Source organism: Bacillus tequilensis (genome assembly GCF_012225885.1).
In the GTDB taxonomy this organism is placed as follows: domain Bacteria; phylum Bacillota; class Bacilli; order Bacillales; family Bacillaceae; genus Bacillus; species Bacillus tequilensis.
Window position 1 is genome coordinate 3,131,335 of the sequence record NZ_CP048852.1, and the last position, 19,570, is coordinate 3,150,904.

At 45.0% G+C, this 19,570-nt stretch carries 19 protein-coding genes and 1 pseudogene; 5 read left to right on the top strand and 15 right to left on the bottom strand.

Features of this window, described 5'->3' with window-relative positions:
• Positions 1-93 precede the first annotated feature (93 nt).
• The 3 genes from G4P54_RS16610 to G4P54_RS16620 all read right to left on the bottom strand — a co-directional run bounded on the left by G4P54_RS16610 (position 94) and on the right by G4P54_RS16620 (position 1,996).
• A complete protein-coding gene (locus G4P54_RS16610; protein WP_167873264.1) occupies positions 94-321 on the bottom strand; it encodes a hypothetical protein in 228 nt (75 codons plus the stop codon).
• Positions 322-771: 450 nt separating this feature from the next.
• Positions 772-930, bottom strand: a complete 159-nt coding sequence (locus G4P54_RS16615; RefSeq protein ID WP_167873265.1) for a hypothetical protein — start codon at positions 928-930, stop codon at positions 772-774.
• Entirely contained in the window at positions 920-1,996 is a 1,077-nt protein-coding gene (locus G4P54_RS16620; RefSeq protein ID WP_420809530.1) for a tetratricopeptide repeat protein, read from the bottom strand. The genes G4P54_RS16615 and G4P54_RS16620 overlap by 11 nt, the downstream gene beginning before the upstream one ends.
• Before the next feature lie 263 nt (positions 1,997-2,259).
• Between G4P54_RS16620 and G4P54_RS16625 the strand changes: the two genes are divergently transcribed.
• Positions 2,260-2,472 (top strand): hypothetical protein, encoded by a 213-nt coding sequence (locus tag G4P54_RS16625; protein ID WP_167873267.1) that lies wholly within the window; start codon positions 2,260-2,262, stop codon positions 2,470-2,472.
• Between the two features lie 110 nt (positions 2,473-2,582).
• Here the strand turns inward: G4P54_RS16625 and pucE are convergent, their stop codons facing one another.
• The 7 genes from pucE to allC all read right to left on the bottom strand — a co-directional run bounded on the left by pucE (position 2,583) and on the right by allC (position 10,509).
• On the bottom strand, positions 2,583-3,104 hold the full coding sequence (gene pucE / locus G4P54_RS16630) for a xanthine dehydrogenase subunit E (RefSeq protein WP_167873268.1): 522 nt from the start codon (positions 3,102-3,104) through the stop codon (positions 2,583-2,585).
• Positions 3,095-5,338: a xanthine dehydrogenase subunit D gene (pucD, locus tag G4P54_RS16635; RefSeq protein ID WP_167873269.1), complete on the bottom strand. Its 2,244-nt coding sequence runs from the start codon at positions 5,336-5,338 to the stop codon at positions 3,095-3,097. Before pucD ends, pucE begins: the two co-directional genes overlap by 10 nt.
• Positions 5,339-6,172 carry a xanthine dehydrogenase subunit C gene (gene pucC / locus G4P54_RS16640; RefSeq protein WP_167873270.1) on the bottom strand — a complete coding sequence of 278 codons (834 nt, stop codon included), beginning with the start codon at positions 6,170-6,172 and terminating at the stop codon, positions 5,339-5,341.
• Positions 6,169-6,786, bottom strand: coding sequence for a xanthine dehydrogenase accessory protein PucB (gene pucB, locus G4P54_RS16645; RefSeq protein ID WP_167873271.1), 618 nt, complete (start codon positions 6,784-6,786; stop codon positions 6,169-6,171). Before pucB ends, pucC begins: the two co-directional genes overlap by 4 nt.
• Complete coding sequence (locus G4P54_RS16650) at positions 6,783-7,775, bottom strand: XdhC family protein (RefSeq protein WP_167873272.1); 993 nt, start codon at positions 7,773-7,775, stop codon at positions 6,783-6,785. The genes pucB and G4P54_RS16650 overlap by 4 nt, the downstream gene beginning before the upstream one ends.
• Before the next feature lie 228 nt (positions 7,776-8,003).
• Complete coding sequence (gene pucG, locus G4P54_RS16655) at positions 8,004-9,254, bottom strand: (S)-ureidoglycine--glyoxylate transaminase (protein WP_167873273.1); 1,251 nt, start codon at positions 9,252-9,254, stop codon at positions 8,004-8,006.
• Positions 9,255-9,270: 16 nt separating this feature from the next.
• Complete coding sequence (gene allC, locus G4P54_RS16660; RefSeq protein ID WP_167873274.1) at positions 9,271-10,509, bottom strand: allantoate deiminase; 1,239 nt, start codon at positions 10,507-10,509, stop codon at positions 9,271-9,273.
• A 262-nt stretch (positions 10,510-10,771) separates the two neighbouring features.
• Between allC and G4P54_RS21695 the strand changes: the two are divergent.
• Positions 10,772-10,843: pseudogene (locus tag G4P54_RS21695) on the top strand (hypothetical protein); the annotation flags it as partial.
• 81 nt (positions 10,844-10,924) lie between these two features.
• Positions 10,925-11,791 carry an endonuclease I family protein gene (locus G4P54_RS16665; protein ID WP_167873275.1) on the top strand — a complete coding sequence of 289 codons (867 nt, stop codon included), beginning with the start codon at positions 10,925-10,927 and terminating at the stop codon, positions 11,789-11,791.
• Positions 11,792-12,275: 484 nt separating this feature from the next.
• Here the strand turns inward: G4P54_RS16665 and G4P54_RS16670 are convergent, their stop codons facing one another.
• Together G4P54_RS16670 and G4P54_RS16675 are read right to left on the bottom strand one after the other, a co-directional pair.
• Positions 12,276-12,602, bottom strand: coding sequence for an AzlD domain-containing protein (locus G4P54_RS16670; protein WP_167873276.1), 327 nt, complete (start codon positions 12,600-12,602; stop codon positions 12,276-12,278).
• Entirely contained in the window at positions 12,593-13,321 is a 729-nt protein-coding gene (locus tag G4P54_RS16675) for an AzlC family ABC transporter permease (RefSeq protein ID WP_167873277.1), read from the bottom strand. Before G4P54_RS16675 ends, G4P54_RS16670 begins: the two co-directional genes overlap by 10 nt.
• Before the next feature lie 130 nt (positions 13,322-13,451).
• Between G4P54_RS16675 and pdxR the strand changes: the two genes are divergently transcribed.
• Positions 13,452-14,933, top strand: coding sequence for a MocR-like pyridoxine biosynthesis transcription factor PdxR (gene pdxR, locus G4P54_RS16680; RefSeq protein WP_167873278.1), 1,482 nt, complete (start codon positions 13,452-13,454; stop codon positions 14,931-14,933).
• Positions 14,934-15,762: 829 nt separating this feature from the next.
• Here pdxR and G4P54_RS16685 read toward each other — a convergent pair.
• Complete coding sequence (locus G4P54_RS16685) at positions 15,763-16,866, bottom strand: ABC transporter ATP-binding protein (RefSeq protein ID WP_167873279.1); 1,104 nt, start codon at positions 16,864-16,866, stop codon at positions 15,763-15,765.
• Between the two features lie 176 nt (positions 16,867-17,042).
• Between G4P54_RS16685 and frlR the strand changes: the two genes are divergently transcribed.
• The gene (gene frlR / locus G4P54_RS16690; RefSeq protein ID WP_167873280.1) at positions 17,043-17,771 is read left to right on the top strand and encodes a transcriptional regulator FrlR; all 729 of its coding nucleotides are present in this window, start codon (positions 17,043-17,045) and stop codon (positions 17,769-17,771) included.
• Between the two features lie 25 nt (positions 17,772-17,796).
• On the opposite strand, the gene G4P54_RS16695 is transcribed toward frlR, so the two are convergent.
• Together G4P54_RS16695 and G4P54_RS16700 are read right to left on the bottom strand one after the other, a co-directional pair.
• The gene (locus G4P54_RS16695; protein ID WP_167873281.1) at positions 17,797-18,651 is read right to left on the bottom strand and encodes a fructoselysine 6-kinase; all 855 of its coding nucleotides are present in this window, start codon (positions 18,649-18,651) and stop codon (positions 17,797-17,799) included.
• A 13-nt stretch (positions 18,652-18,664) separates the two neighbouring features.
• Complete coding sequence (locus G4P54_RS16700) at positions 18,665-19,567, bottom strand: carbohydrate ABC transporter permease (protein WP_167873282.1); 903 nt, start codon at positions 19,565-19,567, stop codon at positions 18,665-18,667.
• Positions 19,568-19,570 lie beyond the last annotated feature (3 nt).

Genomic DNA, 19,570 nt, shown 5'->3' on the forward strand with positions numbered 1-19,570 from the left:
TAACCTAACATATTCATCAAATCTCTATATGCAGGAGCAATCCTCTTTTCATTAATGTATTTTTTGAGCGTTTCAAATTGTCTTTCTGTAATTTCACGCATAATTCTTAATCCCTCTTTTATATGCTGCGGGAGAGACAGCAAGGATATTCTCAATAGTAAACGTCTTTGTTTGACGGCTATTGAAACAAAAAGCGCGTATATAAGTCTGATTAATTTGCCGAATAATTATTGACCTTTTTGTAATCATCCCGTCATTTCTTATATAAATCATATCTAAAGCAGTTTTCTCAGTTAATGAACGTTTCAAAATCGAGTCCATTGCATATCACTCCTCCTTCTTTACCATTATTTTATACGAACATTAGTTCTGTTTCAAATCAAAAAACGAATGTTCGTTCTGGTATTATTTACTCAAGGAGTATAAACTTGTCTGAAGGAATTTATGATAAGCGGCTGAAACAAAATTTATCCTGCCCGAACACAGAGAAGCTTTATTACATAGAAAGATTGTTACTAAAAATGAAAAGCCTGTTATTGAAATACCAACTCGAGAAATGGCGCAGGTATTTTCTGAAGCAATGGAGAACAATAGGGCTCTAACCCTTAGGATTTATTGAAGAAGTAATCGGACATGTTCATTATATAAATGAAATTAAACAACAGTTATACGTGAAAGGTTCAAAGGGGGATACAAACTTTATATCGTTTGACTCTCTAACAGCTGTTAAAACAGAATAACCCTCTCATGGAAGAGAGGGTCTAATTTAGGTCAAGTCTGTAATCTAACTCCAGCCATCTGCATTTCAGCATGAGTCGTATGGGCCTCAATATGCTGGTTAGATTGTTTAGGAGTTGCTGAAAACGCAAATAAACCAGTGGTTACAATAACAGCAGAAAGAAATACGCAAACACTTTTTTTAATACTCATATAAACAGTCACCTCGCTGGATTTGAAGCTGTGCTTCAACCATTTTATCATAGAAAAAACTGGATTCCTCAAATTCTCCGCCTTCTCTATAATATTCTGCAGTAAGCAACGTTATGTGTTCCGTAAATGAGAACATGTGACTTTCGTTAAGATTGTTCAATATATTGAGAATCCCCTGTTTATCAACAGATTCAACATATAGGGCATTAAGAAACTGATTCATCGATAAGAAAAGTTCATCATTAAATTTTTGTGCTGTTTCGATCCCTTGCTGCAAAACCTTCTGTCCTTCATTACACTTTTCTTGCTTGAATAAAACTGTGGCCAACGAATGGAGCGTATGAGGAAGTGTCCTTAAATTTGCTTTTTCAGCAACCTCAGCTGCTTCTTTCAAATATCCCTCGGCCTTACTTGGTTGACCCATGTAATGATAACATTCGCCTAAATTATACAGAGCAGAACTTATTAGTCTATCGTGCCCTAATTCCTTTGAAAGCTTCAGAGCTTCTTCAAGATGTTTTAAGCCTTTTTCATAATGCTTAAAATCGAGATAGTTACCTACGATCACAAACAAGCTTTGAATTTTCCTTACAGTATACAACGGATTCTGATCATAAATCTCTAATGCTTTTAAAATGTGATGCATGGAAACGTGAGTTTGTTTCATGTTGTAATAAGCTTCTGCTACTTTAAAATGAAATTCAGCTTGTTCGATTTCATCAGTAACAGCATAAAGTTCTTTTTCAGCTTTACGGTAATAGTTAATAGCTTCCACGAATTCCTGCTGATCGAATTCATACATACCGCGGAAAAATAGTGAGTAATATTTCAGGAGACCGGTTAATTTCTTTTGGGGAGCTTCAATTTTCTCAAGTAATTCTGAGATGGTTGGACGCGCTGTTCTATACTTTTTTTCCGGCTCTAAGTAATCGAGCATAAGTTGGTGTCGAAAGCTCATGAGTGAGTAATAAATCAGTAAATACTCATCCTCTTCCATTTGTTTCATTTCTCTTTCAACTTCTGCTTTTAAAATTTCAGCATCCGGAACACTAAACTGGCGTATCATCTTATACCATTCGGTAATCTTAACCCCCACATGCGAGGAAGGTAAAACCGGATTCACAGGATCCCTCCTTTTTATGTGTTTTTATGTAATATTATAACATTGCCAAAAATATGTAAGACCGCAAAAAAACCGCAAACTTTTTCTTTTGTTAGTTTCGTAACGTCATCATCTATATTTTTTTAAAAACATAATAATGACTCTTGAAATCCACATCTGCTTATCGATTACACTAGAGGAAAGCCTAAAAAGAAAGGTTGATGGGTTTGAACTTATATTTAGTAACAGCACTCGTCATATCAGTATTGTTAAATGTGATTTTATGTATTCAGCTGGGAAAGTTCAGAACAAGCCGGAATTTCAAATGGAAAGAAGGCATGGGAATCAACACGCCATTCGCTGCGTTAGTCTGGGCTTTCCTTGCGATCACCATTTTTTTGAGTCTTATCGGTTTATTGGCTGGTGTTAGTGATTTATAAGAAGAAATGATTGCGAGATCAAGTGTCTCGTATTGGCGTCGAGAACGTAAACAATGTCCCTTAATCGTCCAATTGCAAAAATCAATTTTTCACACGAGTGAAGTCCGATTTTAAAAATCGGACTTCACTTTTCCTCTGTTCAACTCTTTTCTTACCCTGCAAGCCGACCGTATAATTCCGCCGTAACCGGTACATCGGCACAAATTCCCCGCCAGTCCTTCTTCTATGTCTTCATCTGTGGGGTGCGGGTTTTCCTCGAACAATGCTTTAAGCGCAATGATCATTCCCGGCGTACAGTAGCCGCATTGGAAGCCGCCTTCTTCCAGGAAAGCGGTTTGGCACATATCCAGCTCTTCTTTCTGAATCCCCTCGATGGTTGTGATGGAATGGCCGTCTGCTTGATAGGCCATCGTCATGCACGCATTGGCCAGCCTTCCGTCGATTAGGATAGAGCATGCTCCGCAGCGGCCGATTCCGCAGGACACCTTTGTCCCGGTCAGCTGACATTCCTTTCTAAGCAGGCCACTTAGACGAGCCGTGGGAATGGCTGTCACCTCACGCTCCTGCCCATTTACGGTCATTCGGTACTGTCCCTTTTTTACAGGAAGTAAGCCAGCTTCTTTTACGTCCATTGCTTCAGCCCCTTTCCGTCTATCGCTTCCAGCAGCTCTTCTCTTGAAATCGGCAGCTTGTTTATCCAGCAGCCGACCGCATCATGTACAGCCTTTACAATCGCCGGAGTAATAGCGATCGTTCCGATTTCGCCAACACCGCGCGGACCATATGTGTCTCCCTTCATTACGTCTTCTATTGCGACCACCTTCATGCTCGGAACATCTTTGACTCCGGGAATCAAATAGTGATCGAGATTTCCCACGGCATAACGGCCGTCCGTCATTTTCGCTTCCTCCATCAGTGTATAGCCGAGTGCCATGGCAGCGCCGCCTTCAATTTGACCTCGATAACCCTGCGGGCTGACAACCGGACCTGCTGCAATGGCGTGCTCACAATCTATCACTTTGACCTCGCCTGTTAATAGATCCACCTCCACCTCAACGGCAGCCGCACCGAAAGAATACAAGAAATGACTGCCTGGTACTACGACAGGATCAGGCGTTGTTGGAAAGTCAAATGCCGTTTCCTCTGCCAAAGGGCCTTTTTCAGCCAGCTCTTTATATGTCACCATGAGCTCCTCTGTGTTTTTGTCACGCAAGCCTGCGGCGCCGGGAATAAGGGTTTCCGCTGAACAGCCGCCCCATTCTGCCGCCCGTTTTTTCAAGCGAGAAAGAAACGGCTTCTTCAAACGCTGAATTGCGTGCCACACCATGCTTGTGCCCCGGGATGCGGTGGAGGAGCCTGACTTCGGCACCTTTGCGGTATCCCCGATCACAATGGAAATATCCTCTGCGTCACAGCCAAGCTCCTCTGTGACGATATGTTCAATCGCTGCCAGAATGCCCTGTCCGCATTCTTCAAATCCGAATGAAGCTGTGATTTTGCCGTCACTTGAAAGGGACAAACGGCCTCCCGCCGCATCCATTCGGCCATACCCCAGCCCGCCGCCGTGCATTGTTATTGCCGCTCCCGTGCCGCTCCGTATATACCCGGAGTACCGGCCTTTTCTTGTCAGAATGGGAGATTCAGAAATGGCATTCAACACCTGTGCCGCTCCGTCAGTCGATGCAATCCGATGCTCCAGCGGCCCTAAGTCATACGGCTTTCTGATATTTTTTCTTCTCAGCTCCAGCGGGTCGATACCGAGCCTATCACTGAGACGGTCGAGATGGGTTTCAAGGGCAAATGTGATTTGATTGCCGCCAAAGCCCCGAAATTCTCCCGCCACCCCGTTGTTCGTAAACACAGATATTCCTTCCGTCCGGATATTCGGAATACGGTACGGCCCCGCGGCATGCTCGACAGAAAAATCAAGAACCGCGGGTCCAAGCGTGGCGTAAGCGCCTGTGTCCGCCACAATTTTCACGTCATGAGCCAAAAGCTTTCCTGTTTGATCAGCTCCCGTTTTTATTGTCACCTTCATCGGATGGCGCTTAATGCCAGAACGTACAGATTCCTTTCTCGTCTGATGGATTTTGACAGGGCGTCCGCTTTTCAGGGCCAAAAGCGCGGCATACGGCTGGATATTCAGCTCATCCTTTCCTCCGAACGAGCCGCCCATCGGACTCGACACAACCCTGATCTTCTCTTCAGGAATCTCAAATATGCGTGAAAGCTGAAAACGGTCTTTATAGCCGTGCTGTGTTCCTGCATACATCGTAAAGCCCCCATCATCCTCCGGAACGGCTGTGCCTCCTTCCGTTTCCATATACGTATGCATCTGCCGGGGCAGCTCATAGGTTTCTTCAAGAACTGTATCAGATGTTTGAAATCCTTCCTCCACATCGCCGTTTGAAAAAAACGCGCGGTGCAGGATATTCCCGTCCCCATGCAGCTTGGGCGCGTCCGGCCGAAGCGCTTTTTCCGGTGAATCAATGACCTCCAGCTCTCTATACTCAACACGAATCAGCTCCAGCGCAGCTTCCGCGATTTCCTCCGTTTCCGCAGCCACAGCGGCAATCGCATCCCCAACATATCGTACTCTGTCCTCGCATAAAACCGGCTGATCAGGAATGACAATGCCAAATCGGTTTAATCCGGGAATATCCTTATGAGTGACGACAGCCCTCACGCCTTCCATTTCTTCAGCTTTCATGGTGCAAATCGACACAATTTCCGCATGAGGATAAGCGCTTCTTAACACCTTGCCATACAGCATTCCGGGAAAGCTGAGATCGGTCATATATTTCAGTTCCCCTGTGACCTTTTCTCTTCCATCCGGCCTGACTCTTGACGGTTTGTTGATGGTCATTTAATTCCCTCCCTCAGCCATCAGCTCTGACATGATGATGTTGGCAGCGGCTTTTTTTCTGTATGCCGCTGACATAAAAGCATCTGCGGAAAATGGCAGCTCATGGAGAAGCGTTTCGTACAGCTCGTGCGGATCCCATCCTGACACCATCCACTTCGCTTCACTTTCCAATAATCTTTCAGGTGTAATATCGGCATGGCCAGCGGCGAGGCGAATGCCGCCGTCTTTCAAAAAACGTCCAGCCGCTACAGCAGCCGCTCCTGTAAAAGCCTGGCGCCTCCCAAGCTTGCGGTAAAACACACGCTCTCCCTCCGCACGCGGGATGATGACATGCGTGACGATAGCATTTCCATCGTTTTCATCTGCGAGCCAATCGCCAAGCGGCAGCCTGACCAGCTCCTTTTGATACACGACAAGCTCCGCATCAAGCACGAGCAAGAGCGGAAGCAAATCGCCGATTTTACTGGCGATATTTCCGCCAATTGTGGCTCGGCTGCGGACACCCGGTGCGGCGACAGCCGCAGCAGCGTCGCTGAAACAGCCAAGCGCACTCTTGATGAAAGGATTCTTTCTGCATTCATTCAGTGTTGTGAGCGCTCCGATCGACACGTGGGTGTCACTGACGCTAATCCCCCTCATCTCTTCAATTCCTTCCAGACTGACAAGGTGCTGTTTCGGAAGAATTCCCTTATCCCACTGAAGCTGAAGCAGTGTGCTGCCCGATGCGGCACACACATTCGGGGCAAACTGCTCTAGAAGCGAATAGGCTTCATCAAGCGCTGCCGGTTTCCATACTTGAATATTCACCCTCGCTGTTGGCTCTTGCCTGTTCAAACCATCGCCCTCCTTACCATCTCGTATTCCTCCGGTGTATCAATATCGTTCAGCTCCGCGCTTTCCTTTGCCTCCAAAACAGCTCCTCTTCCAAGCTGCCCGTTTTTCAGAAGTCTGCGAGCCCCCTCATCTCCCTTTAGCTTCTTTATATAAGGAAAACACGCTGCTGAGAAATAGATTGGCGGGGTGAGCGCGCCTGAAAACGAAGATACGGCAAACGACTCAGGTGCCATCGCCACAAGGGCATTGAGATGATCAACGGAAAGCTGCGGCTGGTCGGCTAACAAAATGACAACGCCGTCCGCTCCCATGCTTTCCGCTTTTCTCACCCCGCCGCTGACTGAATGCCCTTGACCTTTTTCTGCGTCTCGACACACGTGCAGACTCCAGCGTTTTCGAAAAGGCGGAGCGTGATAGGGCGCTCCCATCCATTCAAGGGAAGCATGTTTTGTCCGCTCGACGATCAGCACGTGATCAAGGCCGGACAGAAGAGCCGTTTTCAAGGAAAGCGATCCGATGGTTTCTCCTTTTAGCGGCAAAGCAAGCTTGTTTCGGCCCATCCTTTCGCTTTTGCCGGCAGCGAGAAACACGCCGATCAGATAGGGGCTTCTCATACAGCCGCCAGCCGTTTTCTTGTTTGAATGATTTCCGCAACAACGCTGACGGCGATTTCCTCGGGGCCTTCCGCACCGATTGACAGCCCGACCGGACTGTAAAAGTGAGCCGGCGGCTGTTTTCCGTTCAGCAGCCGCTTCGTGCGGTTTGCCGAACCCAACAAACCGATATAATGAAGCTGTTGAGAAAATAAGAAGGCGATGATTGCTTGATCGTGCTGAAAATGGTGGGTTGCCACAACGGCTGCATCCTGCGGTAAAAACTGAAATTCATTAAGCATTTGTTCCGGAAAAGCGGTGATCAGCCGATCCGCTTTTGGGAATAGAGAGGATGTGCAATAAGCGGGACGCCAATCTGTCACGATCACAGAAAATCCTGTATCAGCCGCCAAATTGGCAAGCGGCACAATATCCGGTCCCGCTCCGAACAGAATGAGGCGCGGCTTCGGTTCAATCCGCTGCATAAACAGGTTGGCAGATGGATCAAAATGCGGCAAATGAAGCGCAGAAACGGTACGTTGTATGTCTTCCAGAGGCGCGTTGGGCCAATTCCCGAAATGCCCGTTTTCCGTCAGAAATAAAGAACGAGAGGAGTCAATCTGCGTAACGGCTGTTACTGCTTTGCCAGCATGAAGGCAGTCTCGCACTCTTTCATAGTGCCGTCTTTTTTCCTGAGTGATTGCTTCCGCATGAATATGAATCATGCCGTTGCATCCGGCTCCCATACCCCAGGAAAGGTCGTCCTCCGCCCGCATATCATAAGAAATCAGCGCTGACGTCAGCTGATCACCCAGCTCACTGATTCTGTGGAATAAATCTTCTTCCACACATCCGCCGCTCAGCAGGCCGACCCTTTCCCCATTTTTCTTAAAGAGCATAGAGGCGCCTGCTTTTCGATATGCGGAGCCTTCAACCTGAACAATGGTCGCCAGCACAGCCTCTTCCTGATCTTCTAGGAGCGCATCTACCATCATGTGCAAATTTCCCAATGCTGTATCCCCCTCTCTTACATTGCTGTGAGAATCAACAAGTTCAGCGTGATTTTATAGGTAACTTGTATAAAGAATAGATGATGGAAGAAAAAATGACTCTTGCTTCGTCAGAAAATACAACACGGAGAAAGAAGATTTGTAAAAAGAGTCAAACGGAGAAAAACGGATTGGAGAAATAGCACATCATATGACTAAAAAAGCTTGCGGAGATTCCGCAAGCTTCCTTTATACCGCCGCCTGACGGCCGGCGTTTTCATACACGTCAAGCGCCGCTTGGAGTGCTTTTCCCGCTTCGATCGCCGCACCATGTCTGAGCAGCACAGCCTCCAGCCCGGCAAGCACGAACAGCACGTTTTCTTTTCTGCAGCTGTAGCCCATCGTGCCGATTCTCCAGATCTTTCCCGCCAGCGGTCCGAATGAGCTGGCAATTTCAATGCCGAATTGCGCCAGCAGCATGTGACGGACAGACCCACCGTCAATGCCGCCGGGGATTTCTACACATGTGACAACGGGCATTTTACAGCTGTCATCTCCAAACAGCTTCAGCCCCATCGCCTTAATCCCTGCCGCTAATGCGGTCTCATGGTGACGATGCCGTTCAAAGCGGGCTTCAAGGCCTTCTTCAAGCACCAGCCTGACACCTTCACGCAAGGCATACAGCATCGTCGTCGCTTCTGTATGATGATTGAGCCGTCTTTCACTCCAATAATCCTCAAGCTGACTTAAATCAAAATAGTTGCTTGTGATCGGCCGGTTTCCTGAAAGCGCTGCCCTGTCCGCTTGTGTCGCAATCCCGCGCTCCACCTTTTTACGAGCCGCAATCACATCCGCCACCCGCTCATTATATGTAATCGGCGCCATCCCCGACGGAACCGACAAGCATTTTTGCGTGCCGCCGATGGCCGCGTCAATCTTCCAATCATCGACTTTGACCTCGCAGCCTCCGATCGTCGCGACTGCATCGACGATAAACAATGTATTCTGTGCGCGGCAGGCTTCGCCGATTTCTTTCAGCGGGTGAATCCGCCCTGTCGATGTTTCGCCGTGCACCATCGCGACGATTTTCGGCTTCACTTTTGTCATTTCCCGTATGATGTCCTCCGGGTCAAAAACCATTCCCCACTCGCACTCAAGCGTATGGACATTCGCCCCGTACCGCTCAGCGATTTCAGTCAGCAAATAACCGAAGCGCCCGTAAATGGGGATGAGCACATCATCTTCAGGTTCAATCACACTTGCCAGCACCGCTTCGATTCCCGCCCTTGACGTGCCATCAATTGGGTAGGCCCAGCGGTTTTTTGTTTGAAACAGCTCTCGAAGCATTTCCATCGTTTCATTCATGATATCTGTAAACGCCGGATCAAATTGTCCGACAACAGGGGTGCTCATCACTCTTAATACACGCGGATCAACCTCAACAGGCCCCGGCGTCATAATCGTTCTTAACGGGGTGCATAATTCCTTTCTGCCTGACACAGCCATTCCTCCTTTATCAGTAAGCCAGTTTGTATAATAAATCAGTCAGTGCGCGGACGCCGTTCTCAAGCTGTCTGGCTGAGGTATATTCCTTCGGTGAGTGGCTGATGCCGCCTCGGCTTGGCACAAACAGCATACAAGCCGGATGGCGCCGTCCGATCATTTGCGCGTCATGCCCTGCTCCGCTTACCATTTCTTCACTGCTGATGCCGTTTTCTGCCGCTGTTTCAAGAGCAGCAGCCTTCAGCCTTTCATCCATCGGCACAGGCTCTATTTTCATATATTCATCAATTTCGGCGCGAATCCCTTTTTGATGGCAAACGCGGTTGATCAAAGCAGCCATGTCTTCATGGAACTGTTCTAGCACATGCTGATGCTGATGGCGCATATCGATTGAAAACTGCACGCGGCCCGGGATGACATTGGCTACATTGGGTTCTGCCGTTATTTTGCCGCATGTCAGACGGAGCTCATCCGGCTGCTCTTCCGCACGCAGCAGCAGTTCATGAATGATCCGGCTGCCGGCTGCAAGCGGGTCCTTGCGCCATTTCATGGAGGTGGTTCCTGCGTGATTGCATTCTCCTTCGAGCGAAACGAGATACCGTCTCTGCCCCGCAATACTTGTCACAATGCCGAGATCCCGGCCTGACATTTCCAACGTCTGCCCCTGTTCAATATGAAGCTCAACAAATGCGCTGATATCTGTCCGATATGCTGCCTGAAACACCCCTTTGCCAAAACCGTTCTCATACATCGCTGTTTGCAGAGAGACCCCTGACTCGTCTCTTGGCTCTATTGCATCCTGTCCTGAAAATACACCCGTCATATTCCCTGATCCCCAATAGGTCATTGGAAAACGGCTGCCTTCCTCCTCACACAAGGAGACCGCCTCGAGCGTTTTTTTCGGCGCTCCGTATGTTTCCTTGAGCTGCTTTAACGCAAGCATTGCCGCCAGAACGCCATAAGCACCGTCATATTTTCCTCCATTGATGACCGTATCGATATGTGAACCGGTTACAATCACTTCATCCGGAGACTCGGTGCCCAAGAGCCTTCCAAAAACATTGCCGACGTCATCGAATCTTGTTTCAAGCCCGAATGAAGACATTTCCGTCTTCACGGCGAGCTGCGCATCCATCCACTCTTTTGTGTACAAGAGCCTCGTTACGCCGCCATCCGCAGACGCACCGTATTGGGCGAGCCATTCAATATAATCTGTGATGCTGTTTTTCACTGAAAGCTTCTGCTTTTCCATGCACTCCCCCCTATGCCCATTATGGTGACTTCATTATAGAAGGAGGAACACGACAGTTCATTGGCAGATTAACCAAAAAAACGTTTATTTTTTGGTCACAGTATCTATCCTAAGATCAGAAAATCGAAGGGTATGGACTAAAAGCAATGGGCAGCGAGGCAGCCGAAAACAGGTCATCATGAATGCGGAACTGCGTAATGATGTGTTCGGACATACCAATTCAATTGAAAAAAGAGCAGGCCACGCCCCATCCCAGCTGGAGCAAAAACAGGGCCAAAAGATATTAAAACAGCGGATTTCCGCCTCCTCCAAAGGAACCAATTTACAAATTTAATGAAAAATATACAAAATGACACTTTTATCCTTTATTTCAATTTTAGATAATAGACATGATCTGATAAAAGGAGGGCAAGTGATGACAAAAAAAGCAAGGTTTCTGCCGCTCGTCTGTGTATTACTGATTTCAGGATGGTTTGCGCCCGCAGCTTCAGCAAGCGCGCAAACCGCATTCAGCTTGAATGACCGATTGGCGTCTTCCACCTCAGGGACCGGGGGCCTTCTCACATTAGCCGCTCCCTCTGCACCCTACGCTGACACTGATACCTATTATGAAGGGGCTGAAGGAAAAACAGGAAAATCTCTAAAAAGCGCCCTGCACCGTATCATCAGCGGACACACGATGCTGTCCTACAGCGAAGTATGGAACGCGCTGAAAGAAACCGATAAAGATCCGGCAAACCCAAATAACGTCATCCTGCTCTATACGAATGAATCGCGGTCGAAAAACCTGAACGGCGGCAATGTCGGCGATTGGAACCGCGAGCACGTCTGGGCGAAATCTCATGGCGATTTTGGTACGAGCAAAGGGCCCGGCACAGACATTCACCATTTGCGCCCGGCTGATGTCCAAGTCAACAGCGCCAGAGGAAATATGGATTTTGACAATGGCGGCACAGAATATACGAAAGCGCCCGGCAATTATTACGACGAAGATTCATGGGAGCCCCGTGATGATGTGAAAGGCGATATCGCCCGCATGCTGTTTTACATGGCTGTCCGTTACGAAGGTGATGACGGCTACCCTGACCTTGAGCTTAATCATAAGACCGGCAACGGTTCAGCTCCTTATATTGGCAAACAATCTGTCTTGCTCGACTGGAATAAACAGGACCCGGTTGACGATCGTGAGCGAAAAAGAAATGAAATCATTTATGAGAAATATCAGCACAACCGCAATCCATTTATCGACCATCCCGAATGGGCGGACGAGATTTGGCCGTAAGAAAAAGGTGCTCCTTGTGAGGAGCACCTTTAGATAACTTTGGTAAACATATTCTGAGCAAAAGGGATACTCGTTTAAGATAATTATACACACACAATACAACATCATTCTTAGGAGGAGCTTTTAAAATACAAGACAAACAAAAAATAGACTAATTAGAAATTAAATTAACCGGTAGTTTTTAAGATTAATATCTTTCGAATATGAGCTTATTCGTAGGATACCAAAGAAAGTACGAAGTACCGGATTTATTGTGCAAAAGAGCTCTTACCTATTCCTTTAGAAGGACTGGCCCCTACCACTTGGATAGGTGTAACGAACGAATGAGATGCATTTGACAAGTTTTAGACATGGGAGCGAAAAGCTACAAGGGTTGCGTAGAGAATACGTACGATACATGGAAACTATTGGAGTTATTACTACCTTAAAATTCTTGTACTGTGGATAAGCGCTTGCGCTTTTGTTCTTTCCTTTATATTTAAAATTATAGAAAATATCTTAGTAAACTAATAATTATCATTCCTGCCACTACAGCACCTAGTAAACTCTTAGTTAATAAAACAACTAAAAACGTTGGTATGATTCCTAATAACTCATGACTATTTGAGAGAGGTGAAAAATTATTCTCTTCAAAAAGAAGTTCTTGACCCAACAAAGCAGTCATAACAGTAACCGGTACAAAACTTAGCCAACTCAAAAACCATTTAGGCAACTCTATTTTACTTAAAAAAAGGAGTGGGATTACTCTAGGTAATAATGTAACAATACCTGTACCTAAAACAATGAGTAAAATATCTAATCTCAATTCCATTTCTTAATCACCATCCCGACTGTTGAAGCAATAATAGTTGTCACCATGACGGCCCACATACCTGGCATTAAATAATTAACAGCGATCAAACAAAAAATTGTAAAGATAGCTATTGATATTTCGAGAGCTTTATTGGTCTTACTCAAAATCTGTAGAACCAATAGGCCAGCGAACATCGCAGGTAAAGCAAAGTCCATCCCTATAGACTCTGTATCTGTTACTAAACCTCCAAAAATACCTCCTAGGACATTAGCAAGTAACCAATTGATATATGCTGTTATATTTAATCCGAGTAGCCAAGAAAAACTCGCTTCCTTCCTATTTTCTAGATGATTGGATGCAACACCAAATGTTTCGTCCGTAATTTGCGAACCAATAACAAAGTTTTTCCAAGCGGAAAATTTACGACAATAAGGAGCTAAAGAAGCACTAAATAGCAAATGTCGCAGATTTACTAAAAAGATCGAAAAGAGAATGGAAGTAATTGCACTTCCAGCCAAAATCATTCCAGCTGTTACAAATTGTCCTGAACCTGCATAAAGGAATAGGGATAACAATGCAATTTCTAGAACACTTAGACCAGCTGTCTTTGCAACTACCCCTGCTGCAAAACCAATACTGAGATAACCAAACACAGTCGGCAAGCAAGCTTTCACACCATCCATAAAAGTATCTTGGCTTTGTGCTGAACGTTTAAGTTGAAGAGCACTGTCTGACATACGAATTCCTCCTTTTTATAATTTTCAAAATAAGTTATATTGTATGGTATGACCCTAATATAAACCAATAATTAGAATAACAGTCAACATAACACTATAACACCTTGATGGTTTTACGGAGGAATTAAATTTGAAAATTGAATTGAACAGAAATAGCAGAACATCCCTTGTCCAACAAATATACGAAAATCTATCCGACAGAATACGGTCAGGGATATTAAATGAGGAGGAGTGTCTACCTTCAATTAGGGAAATGTCCAAAAATTTAGAGGTGAGTTTTCTTACAGTTGTGAAAGCTTATGATCTACTTGAACAAAATAACCTTGTCAAAAGAGTACAAGGAAAAGGAACTTTTGTTAAATCGCATTCCATAAAGTGTGAAAAATCAAAAAATACGGGGAGTCCATACAAGTGGCAACTTTCAATACAAGATTATCTTCCAAGAACACATTTTGATACACATTACAATTCGTCAGATCATAGTTTACAATTTTCATTAGCAGCTATTGCTCCCTCTCTCTTGCCAAATAGATATCTAGAAAACGAGATTCATATAATGTTAGAAAAAAATCCTCTTATCTTATCAGAATATGGACCGATTCAGGGAGACTTAGATTTAAGAATAGCTATGAAACGAATTTTAAAGAAACAAAAAATTAATGTTAGCCAAAAGGATATTTTAGTTACAAACGGTACACAACAGGGAATAGACTTAGCAGCAAGGACATTTATTGGTCCAGGAGATGTAGTTATAGCAGAAGCGCCTACTTATCCAGCAGCATTAGACATATTCCGTTCGCGAGGAGCCTCAATTTTACCCGTTCCAATAGATAAAAATGGAATAAGAACAGACATATTAATTAAACTATGTGAAACAAAAAATCCTAAATTAATATATACAATCCCTAATTTCCACAATCCCACAGGAATAGTTCTTAGTAACGATAGAAGAAAACAACTGTTAACAATTGCTCAAGAATTTCAAATAATAATTATTGAAGATGATCCTTGGAGTGAAATTTATTACAATGAAAAACCACCAAATCCAATTAAAAGTTTGGATACTAAGGGGAATGTTATATATTTAAAAGGATTAAGTAAAACACTAATTCCTGGTTGTAGAATAGGATTACTAACTGCAGATGGGACTATTTTTAATCGTTTGGTATCATCAAAAATGAATGCTGACCTTGGAAGTCCTTTATTAACACAAAAAGCTTTATATCCACTCTTTCAATCTAAAAGAATGGAAGATCATATAAAAAAATTAAGAACTGCATTAAAAATAAGAAGAGATTTAGTAATTAAGTTGTTAAAGAAACATATGCCTGAAGGTGTTGAGTGGATAGAACCAAAAGGAGGATTAAATATTTGGATATCCATTCCTGAAAAGTGGGATACCAAACAGTTATTATTAGAATGTCAAAAGAAAAACCTATCTTTCCTACCAGGTTTTGTATGTTTTTGTGGTGAACCAGAAACAAATCATTTAAGATTAAGCTTTTCATATCTAAACGATAATGTTTTAGAGACAGGAATTATAGAATTATGTAGAATCTTAAAAGAATTTTTATCAGTTACTCCTCCAGAGAATAGTCGACTAATATTATAAAATAGATATTTTAGTAACCTATTATCAAAAAAAGAGTGAATATTAAAAATGTTCACTCAGGCTGTCGAGAAAATCTCGACAGCCTTTATTTTTCCTTAAAATATCCATCTCCTGTAATAAAATAAAAGAAAGACTAAAAAGGACGGTGTCTTTCTCATGTTCCACACAAGAAACTCTTCTCAAAACACAGCCGAATTTGTTCTGCTTGACCAACTCGTCGAAGAGGATCATCTGCTTGTTTCATTGGCTGTACATGCAGTGAGGCTTAAAAAAGCAGCTATGATGATGAGAGTGCAGACCCTTTTTCGCTTCATCAGAATGGCCACCTTCCTTCACAGATTAAACCCTACTATTTTTATGTGATTATATGTATTTAAAGATTGAACGTCAATCCTGTAAAGGAAATGATTTGGAAAAAACACAAAAAAAGACCTGATGGGGTCTTTTTTAAAACAGTCTGACTCTATAAGGATGGTAAAACCGTGTCCCTCCGTTTAATGTAACGGCAAGTGAAAGACTTAAAATCAGCAGGGCAGCTGGGATTACGGGATAATTAATTTGCTGAAAAGGACGGCCGCTGGACCACGTCCTTTATTAAGGATTTCTTCTCTTAAAACTCATCATGCTCTTAACCGTTTATGGGTACGTCCGGGCGGGTAAGCGAATGATGATCTTCATGTCGTTTTCTTCAGAGATATTTACAAGCTGGCTGTCTAGCGGTGCTGATTTTGGAATAGAGACAGCACCGGGCTAGATATGCCAGCGTAGGATCACTTAGAAATTGTTTTATGATGCTCAAGCTGAAGATGCCTTTTCAGGAGCACTTTTCCTAATACACAGCCTCTTCCGTCTCCGCATCGAAAAAGACGACGTGATCCATTTTCACTGCCAGCTGAACCGAATCGCCTGCGGCGATTCGCGTGTTTCCGTCCAGGCGGACCTTGAGCCGCTCGTCCCCGCTTGTGACATGGACAATCAGCTCTGATCCCAGATTTTCATTGACTTCCACCTTCGCTTTACACGCTGAATCAAACAGCTGATCATTTCCCGTTAATTGTGTGATATGCTCCGGCCGGACGCCTGCAATCATCTGTTCTCCGGCGTATCCCTTCTCCTTCAGCCGCTTCGCTTTTCCTTCAGGAATATGAAGCCGGATCGAAGGAGTTGTGAAAAACAGCTCGCCATGCTGCTCTTCAATCATGCCTTTCAAAAAGTTCATTCCGGGTGAGCCGATGAAGCCTGCGACAAACAGATTTGCCGGGTAATGATAAATGTCATGAGGCTTCGCCACCTGCTGGATTTCCCCTTCATTCATCACGACAATCCGATCACCCATTGTCATCGCCTCGGTCTGGTCATGCGTGACATAAATAATGGTGGCCTCTAAACGCTGGTGCAGCTTGCTGATTTCTGTCCGCATCGCCACTCTCAGCTTCGCGTCCAGATTGGAAAGCGGCTCGTCCATTAAAAAGACCTTTGGCTCCCTCACAATCGATCTGCCAAGCGCCACCCTTTGCCGCTGCCCGCCGGAGAGCGCCTTCGGTTTTCTCTTCAGCAAATGCTCAATCTCTAAAATGCCGGCTGCGGCATGAACCCGCTCGGCAATTTCCTGTTTGGACATCTTTCTGAGCTTTAATCCAAACGCCATATTATCAAAAACCGTCATATGCGGATAAAGCGCATAGTTTTGGAATACCATCGCGATGTCACGTTCTTTCGGGGGGAGATCATTGACTCGCTCCCCATCAATCAGAAGGGTTCCTTCAGAAATGCTTTCCAGTCCCGCCACCATCCGCAGCGTGGTCGATTTTCCGCATCCTGACGGCCCCACCAGCACCAAAAGCTCCTTATCCTTTACATCTAAATCAAAGTCCTTCACCGTTAATTGTGAGTGATATGATTTTTTGACATGTTCAAATATTAATGAAGCCATCAGAATCCCCCTATCTTTTGATCTGTTATTTCGTCACTGGAAACAACTCGGTCTTTCTGTTATTTTTAGAGTAATCGATTCCCATTTTTGCTATATTTCTAAAATAAAATGTAAATTTGTATTATAACGTCATAATACATTATAATATGAATAATAGGTTAAAAGGAGGCTACTCTTTGTTAAACAACGGAAGTTCTACACCTTTATACATTCAGCTAAAACAAATCATCACTGATGACATCAAAAAGGGCGTGTATTCCCCAACCGCCAAACTGCCTACCGAAAACGAGCTTTGCAGCAAGTATAATGTCAGCCGCATTACCGTCAGAAAAGCCATTCTCGATTTAGTTGAAGAAGGCTATCTGATCAGGCAGCAGGGAAAAGGAACGTTCGTTAAAAGCCCCAAATTAAAACGAGAGCTGATCGCAGTAAACGGCTACTCGGAGTTTATGGAATCAACCGGCAAAAAACCGAAGCACCAGGTACTGTCCCATGAGATCATTCCGGCGGCAAAACCCATTGCCGAAAAACTGCAAATCAATCCCGAGTGCCCTGTCGTTGAATTAAAACGGATTTTATATAATGATGATCAGCCGCTCACCTTTGAAGTGACGCATTATCCGCTGGATTTGTTTCCCGCTATTGATACCTTTATTGCTGACGGCGTGTCTATGCATGATATTTTAAGACAGCAATACCAAGTTGTTCCGACTCACAATACGAAGCTATTAAATGTCGTATATGCCCAGCAGGAGGAAAGCAAATACCTGGATTGCGATATCGGGGACGCACTGTTTGAAATTGATAAAACGGCTTTTACATCAAATGACCAGCCAATCTACTGCTCACTGTTTTTGATGCACACAAACCGTGTCACTTTTACCATCAACAGTCCCTACACATAAACAGGTATAAAAAACGAGACACTGCTTATAGTATTCTCGTTTTTTCACTGCTTCCCCCGTCCTCCAAACGAAAAGGATGGCCATAGCCGAAAGCCCCGTACACGCCGCATGTTTTCGCAGCCGTTTCCGCCGCTTGGCGCAAAGCGGACATTATGTCCTGCTTCCCACAAAAGGCAGTCAGAAAACCAGCTATAAAAGAATCTCCCGCTCCAAGTGTGTCTATTATATCAGTTTCCACAATCGGCTGATGATAGATTCGGTCACCCGCAGACAGGATTGCTCCCTCGCCCCCGCGAGTCAGACAAACGAATTTCGCTCCATACCCATGAGCTTTTTCAGCAAGCTCGCCGCACTCCGACTCGTTCAGATCGCTTCCTGAAAAAAACGCATACGTCACATAAGGACAGACCTTCCTCAAATAATCATCCTCCCGATTGGTTGAAAAATCAAAGGAGACCGGGATCAGCCCGCACAGCTGCGGAAGATCGTTTTCAAGCCGGCTGTACACACTCGTATGCAGCAGATCATGCCCGCTGATAAAGGCTAGATCTTCCTCCTGAAACACGAGGCGGAGCCGGGACTGAATGCCGCCTTTATTTGATCTGACAAAAATACGGTCCCCCTGTTCATCAAGGGTGACAATCGCCATCCCGTTTTCTCCGTGCGCCTGGCGGATATATTCCGCATTGACCCGCTCCAATTTCAGTACGTTCAAAAGATGTGCCGCTGCTTCATCATTGCCGACGATTCCGATATATGAAGCCTCATGCCCGAGCCGCTTGGCGAGCACAGCGACATTCAAGGCATTTCCTCCCGGATAGAACGTTTCTTGGTCCTGATAGTAATCGACAACGTTATCTCCAACCGCTATCAATTTCATTTCGCTTCCTCCTTTATCCTTTTACACTTCCGCTTGCAATCCCGCGGACAAAGTATTTCTGCATCAATAAAAATAGAATAATAATCGGCGCGGCTGAAATCGTTAATCCCGCCAGCAGGACGCCCCAATCTGTCTGCAGCGCGTCTCTGAACTGCATCAGTCCGGCTGGAATGGTTCGCAAATTCTCATCATCTATGAAAATAATCGCAAACATAAACTCATTCCACGTATGGTAAGCCGTCAAAATGCCGGAGGTGACCAGAATCGGTACACTCATTGGTAAGAAAATTCTGAAAAATACTCCGAAACTCGTACACCCATCTAAATAAGCCGCCTCCTCCAATTCTTTGGAAATAGAAAGAAAATAAGAGCGGATCAAAATGATGGTGAATGGAATCCGGTAAGCCGCATACGGCAATATCAACGCCCAATACGTATTGTACAGGCCAAGCGACTGAATAATAGAATAAAGCGGCACAAGACTGACCTGCGGCGTCAGCATCAATCCGCCAAGACAAAGCACCAAAAAGAATCCTTTTCCTTTAAACTCAAACCGGGAAAGTCCATACGCCGCCCATGCACTGATAAAGACAGTGATCACACACGTCAGCGCCGTGACAATGACACTGTTCATAAAATAAGAAGAAATCCCCTGGTTCCAGGCGGACACAAAGTTCTCCGGATGCCACGAAGACGGCAGCGACCAGCTGTGCTCAAAAATATCATCTGAGTTTTTAAAAGCGCTCATCACCATCCATAGAAGCGGATAGGCGATCGCAATCAGATAAAGAAACAGAAACAGCCACACAGACGTTTCTCCAATGTACCATTTTCGGCTAGGCTTTCTTTTCTCCTCAATGTGCCGGTCAGGCACAGGCTCCAGTCTGAACGAATCTGTCTTCTTCTGAGGCAGCATCTG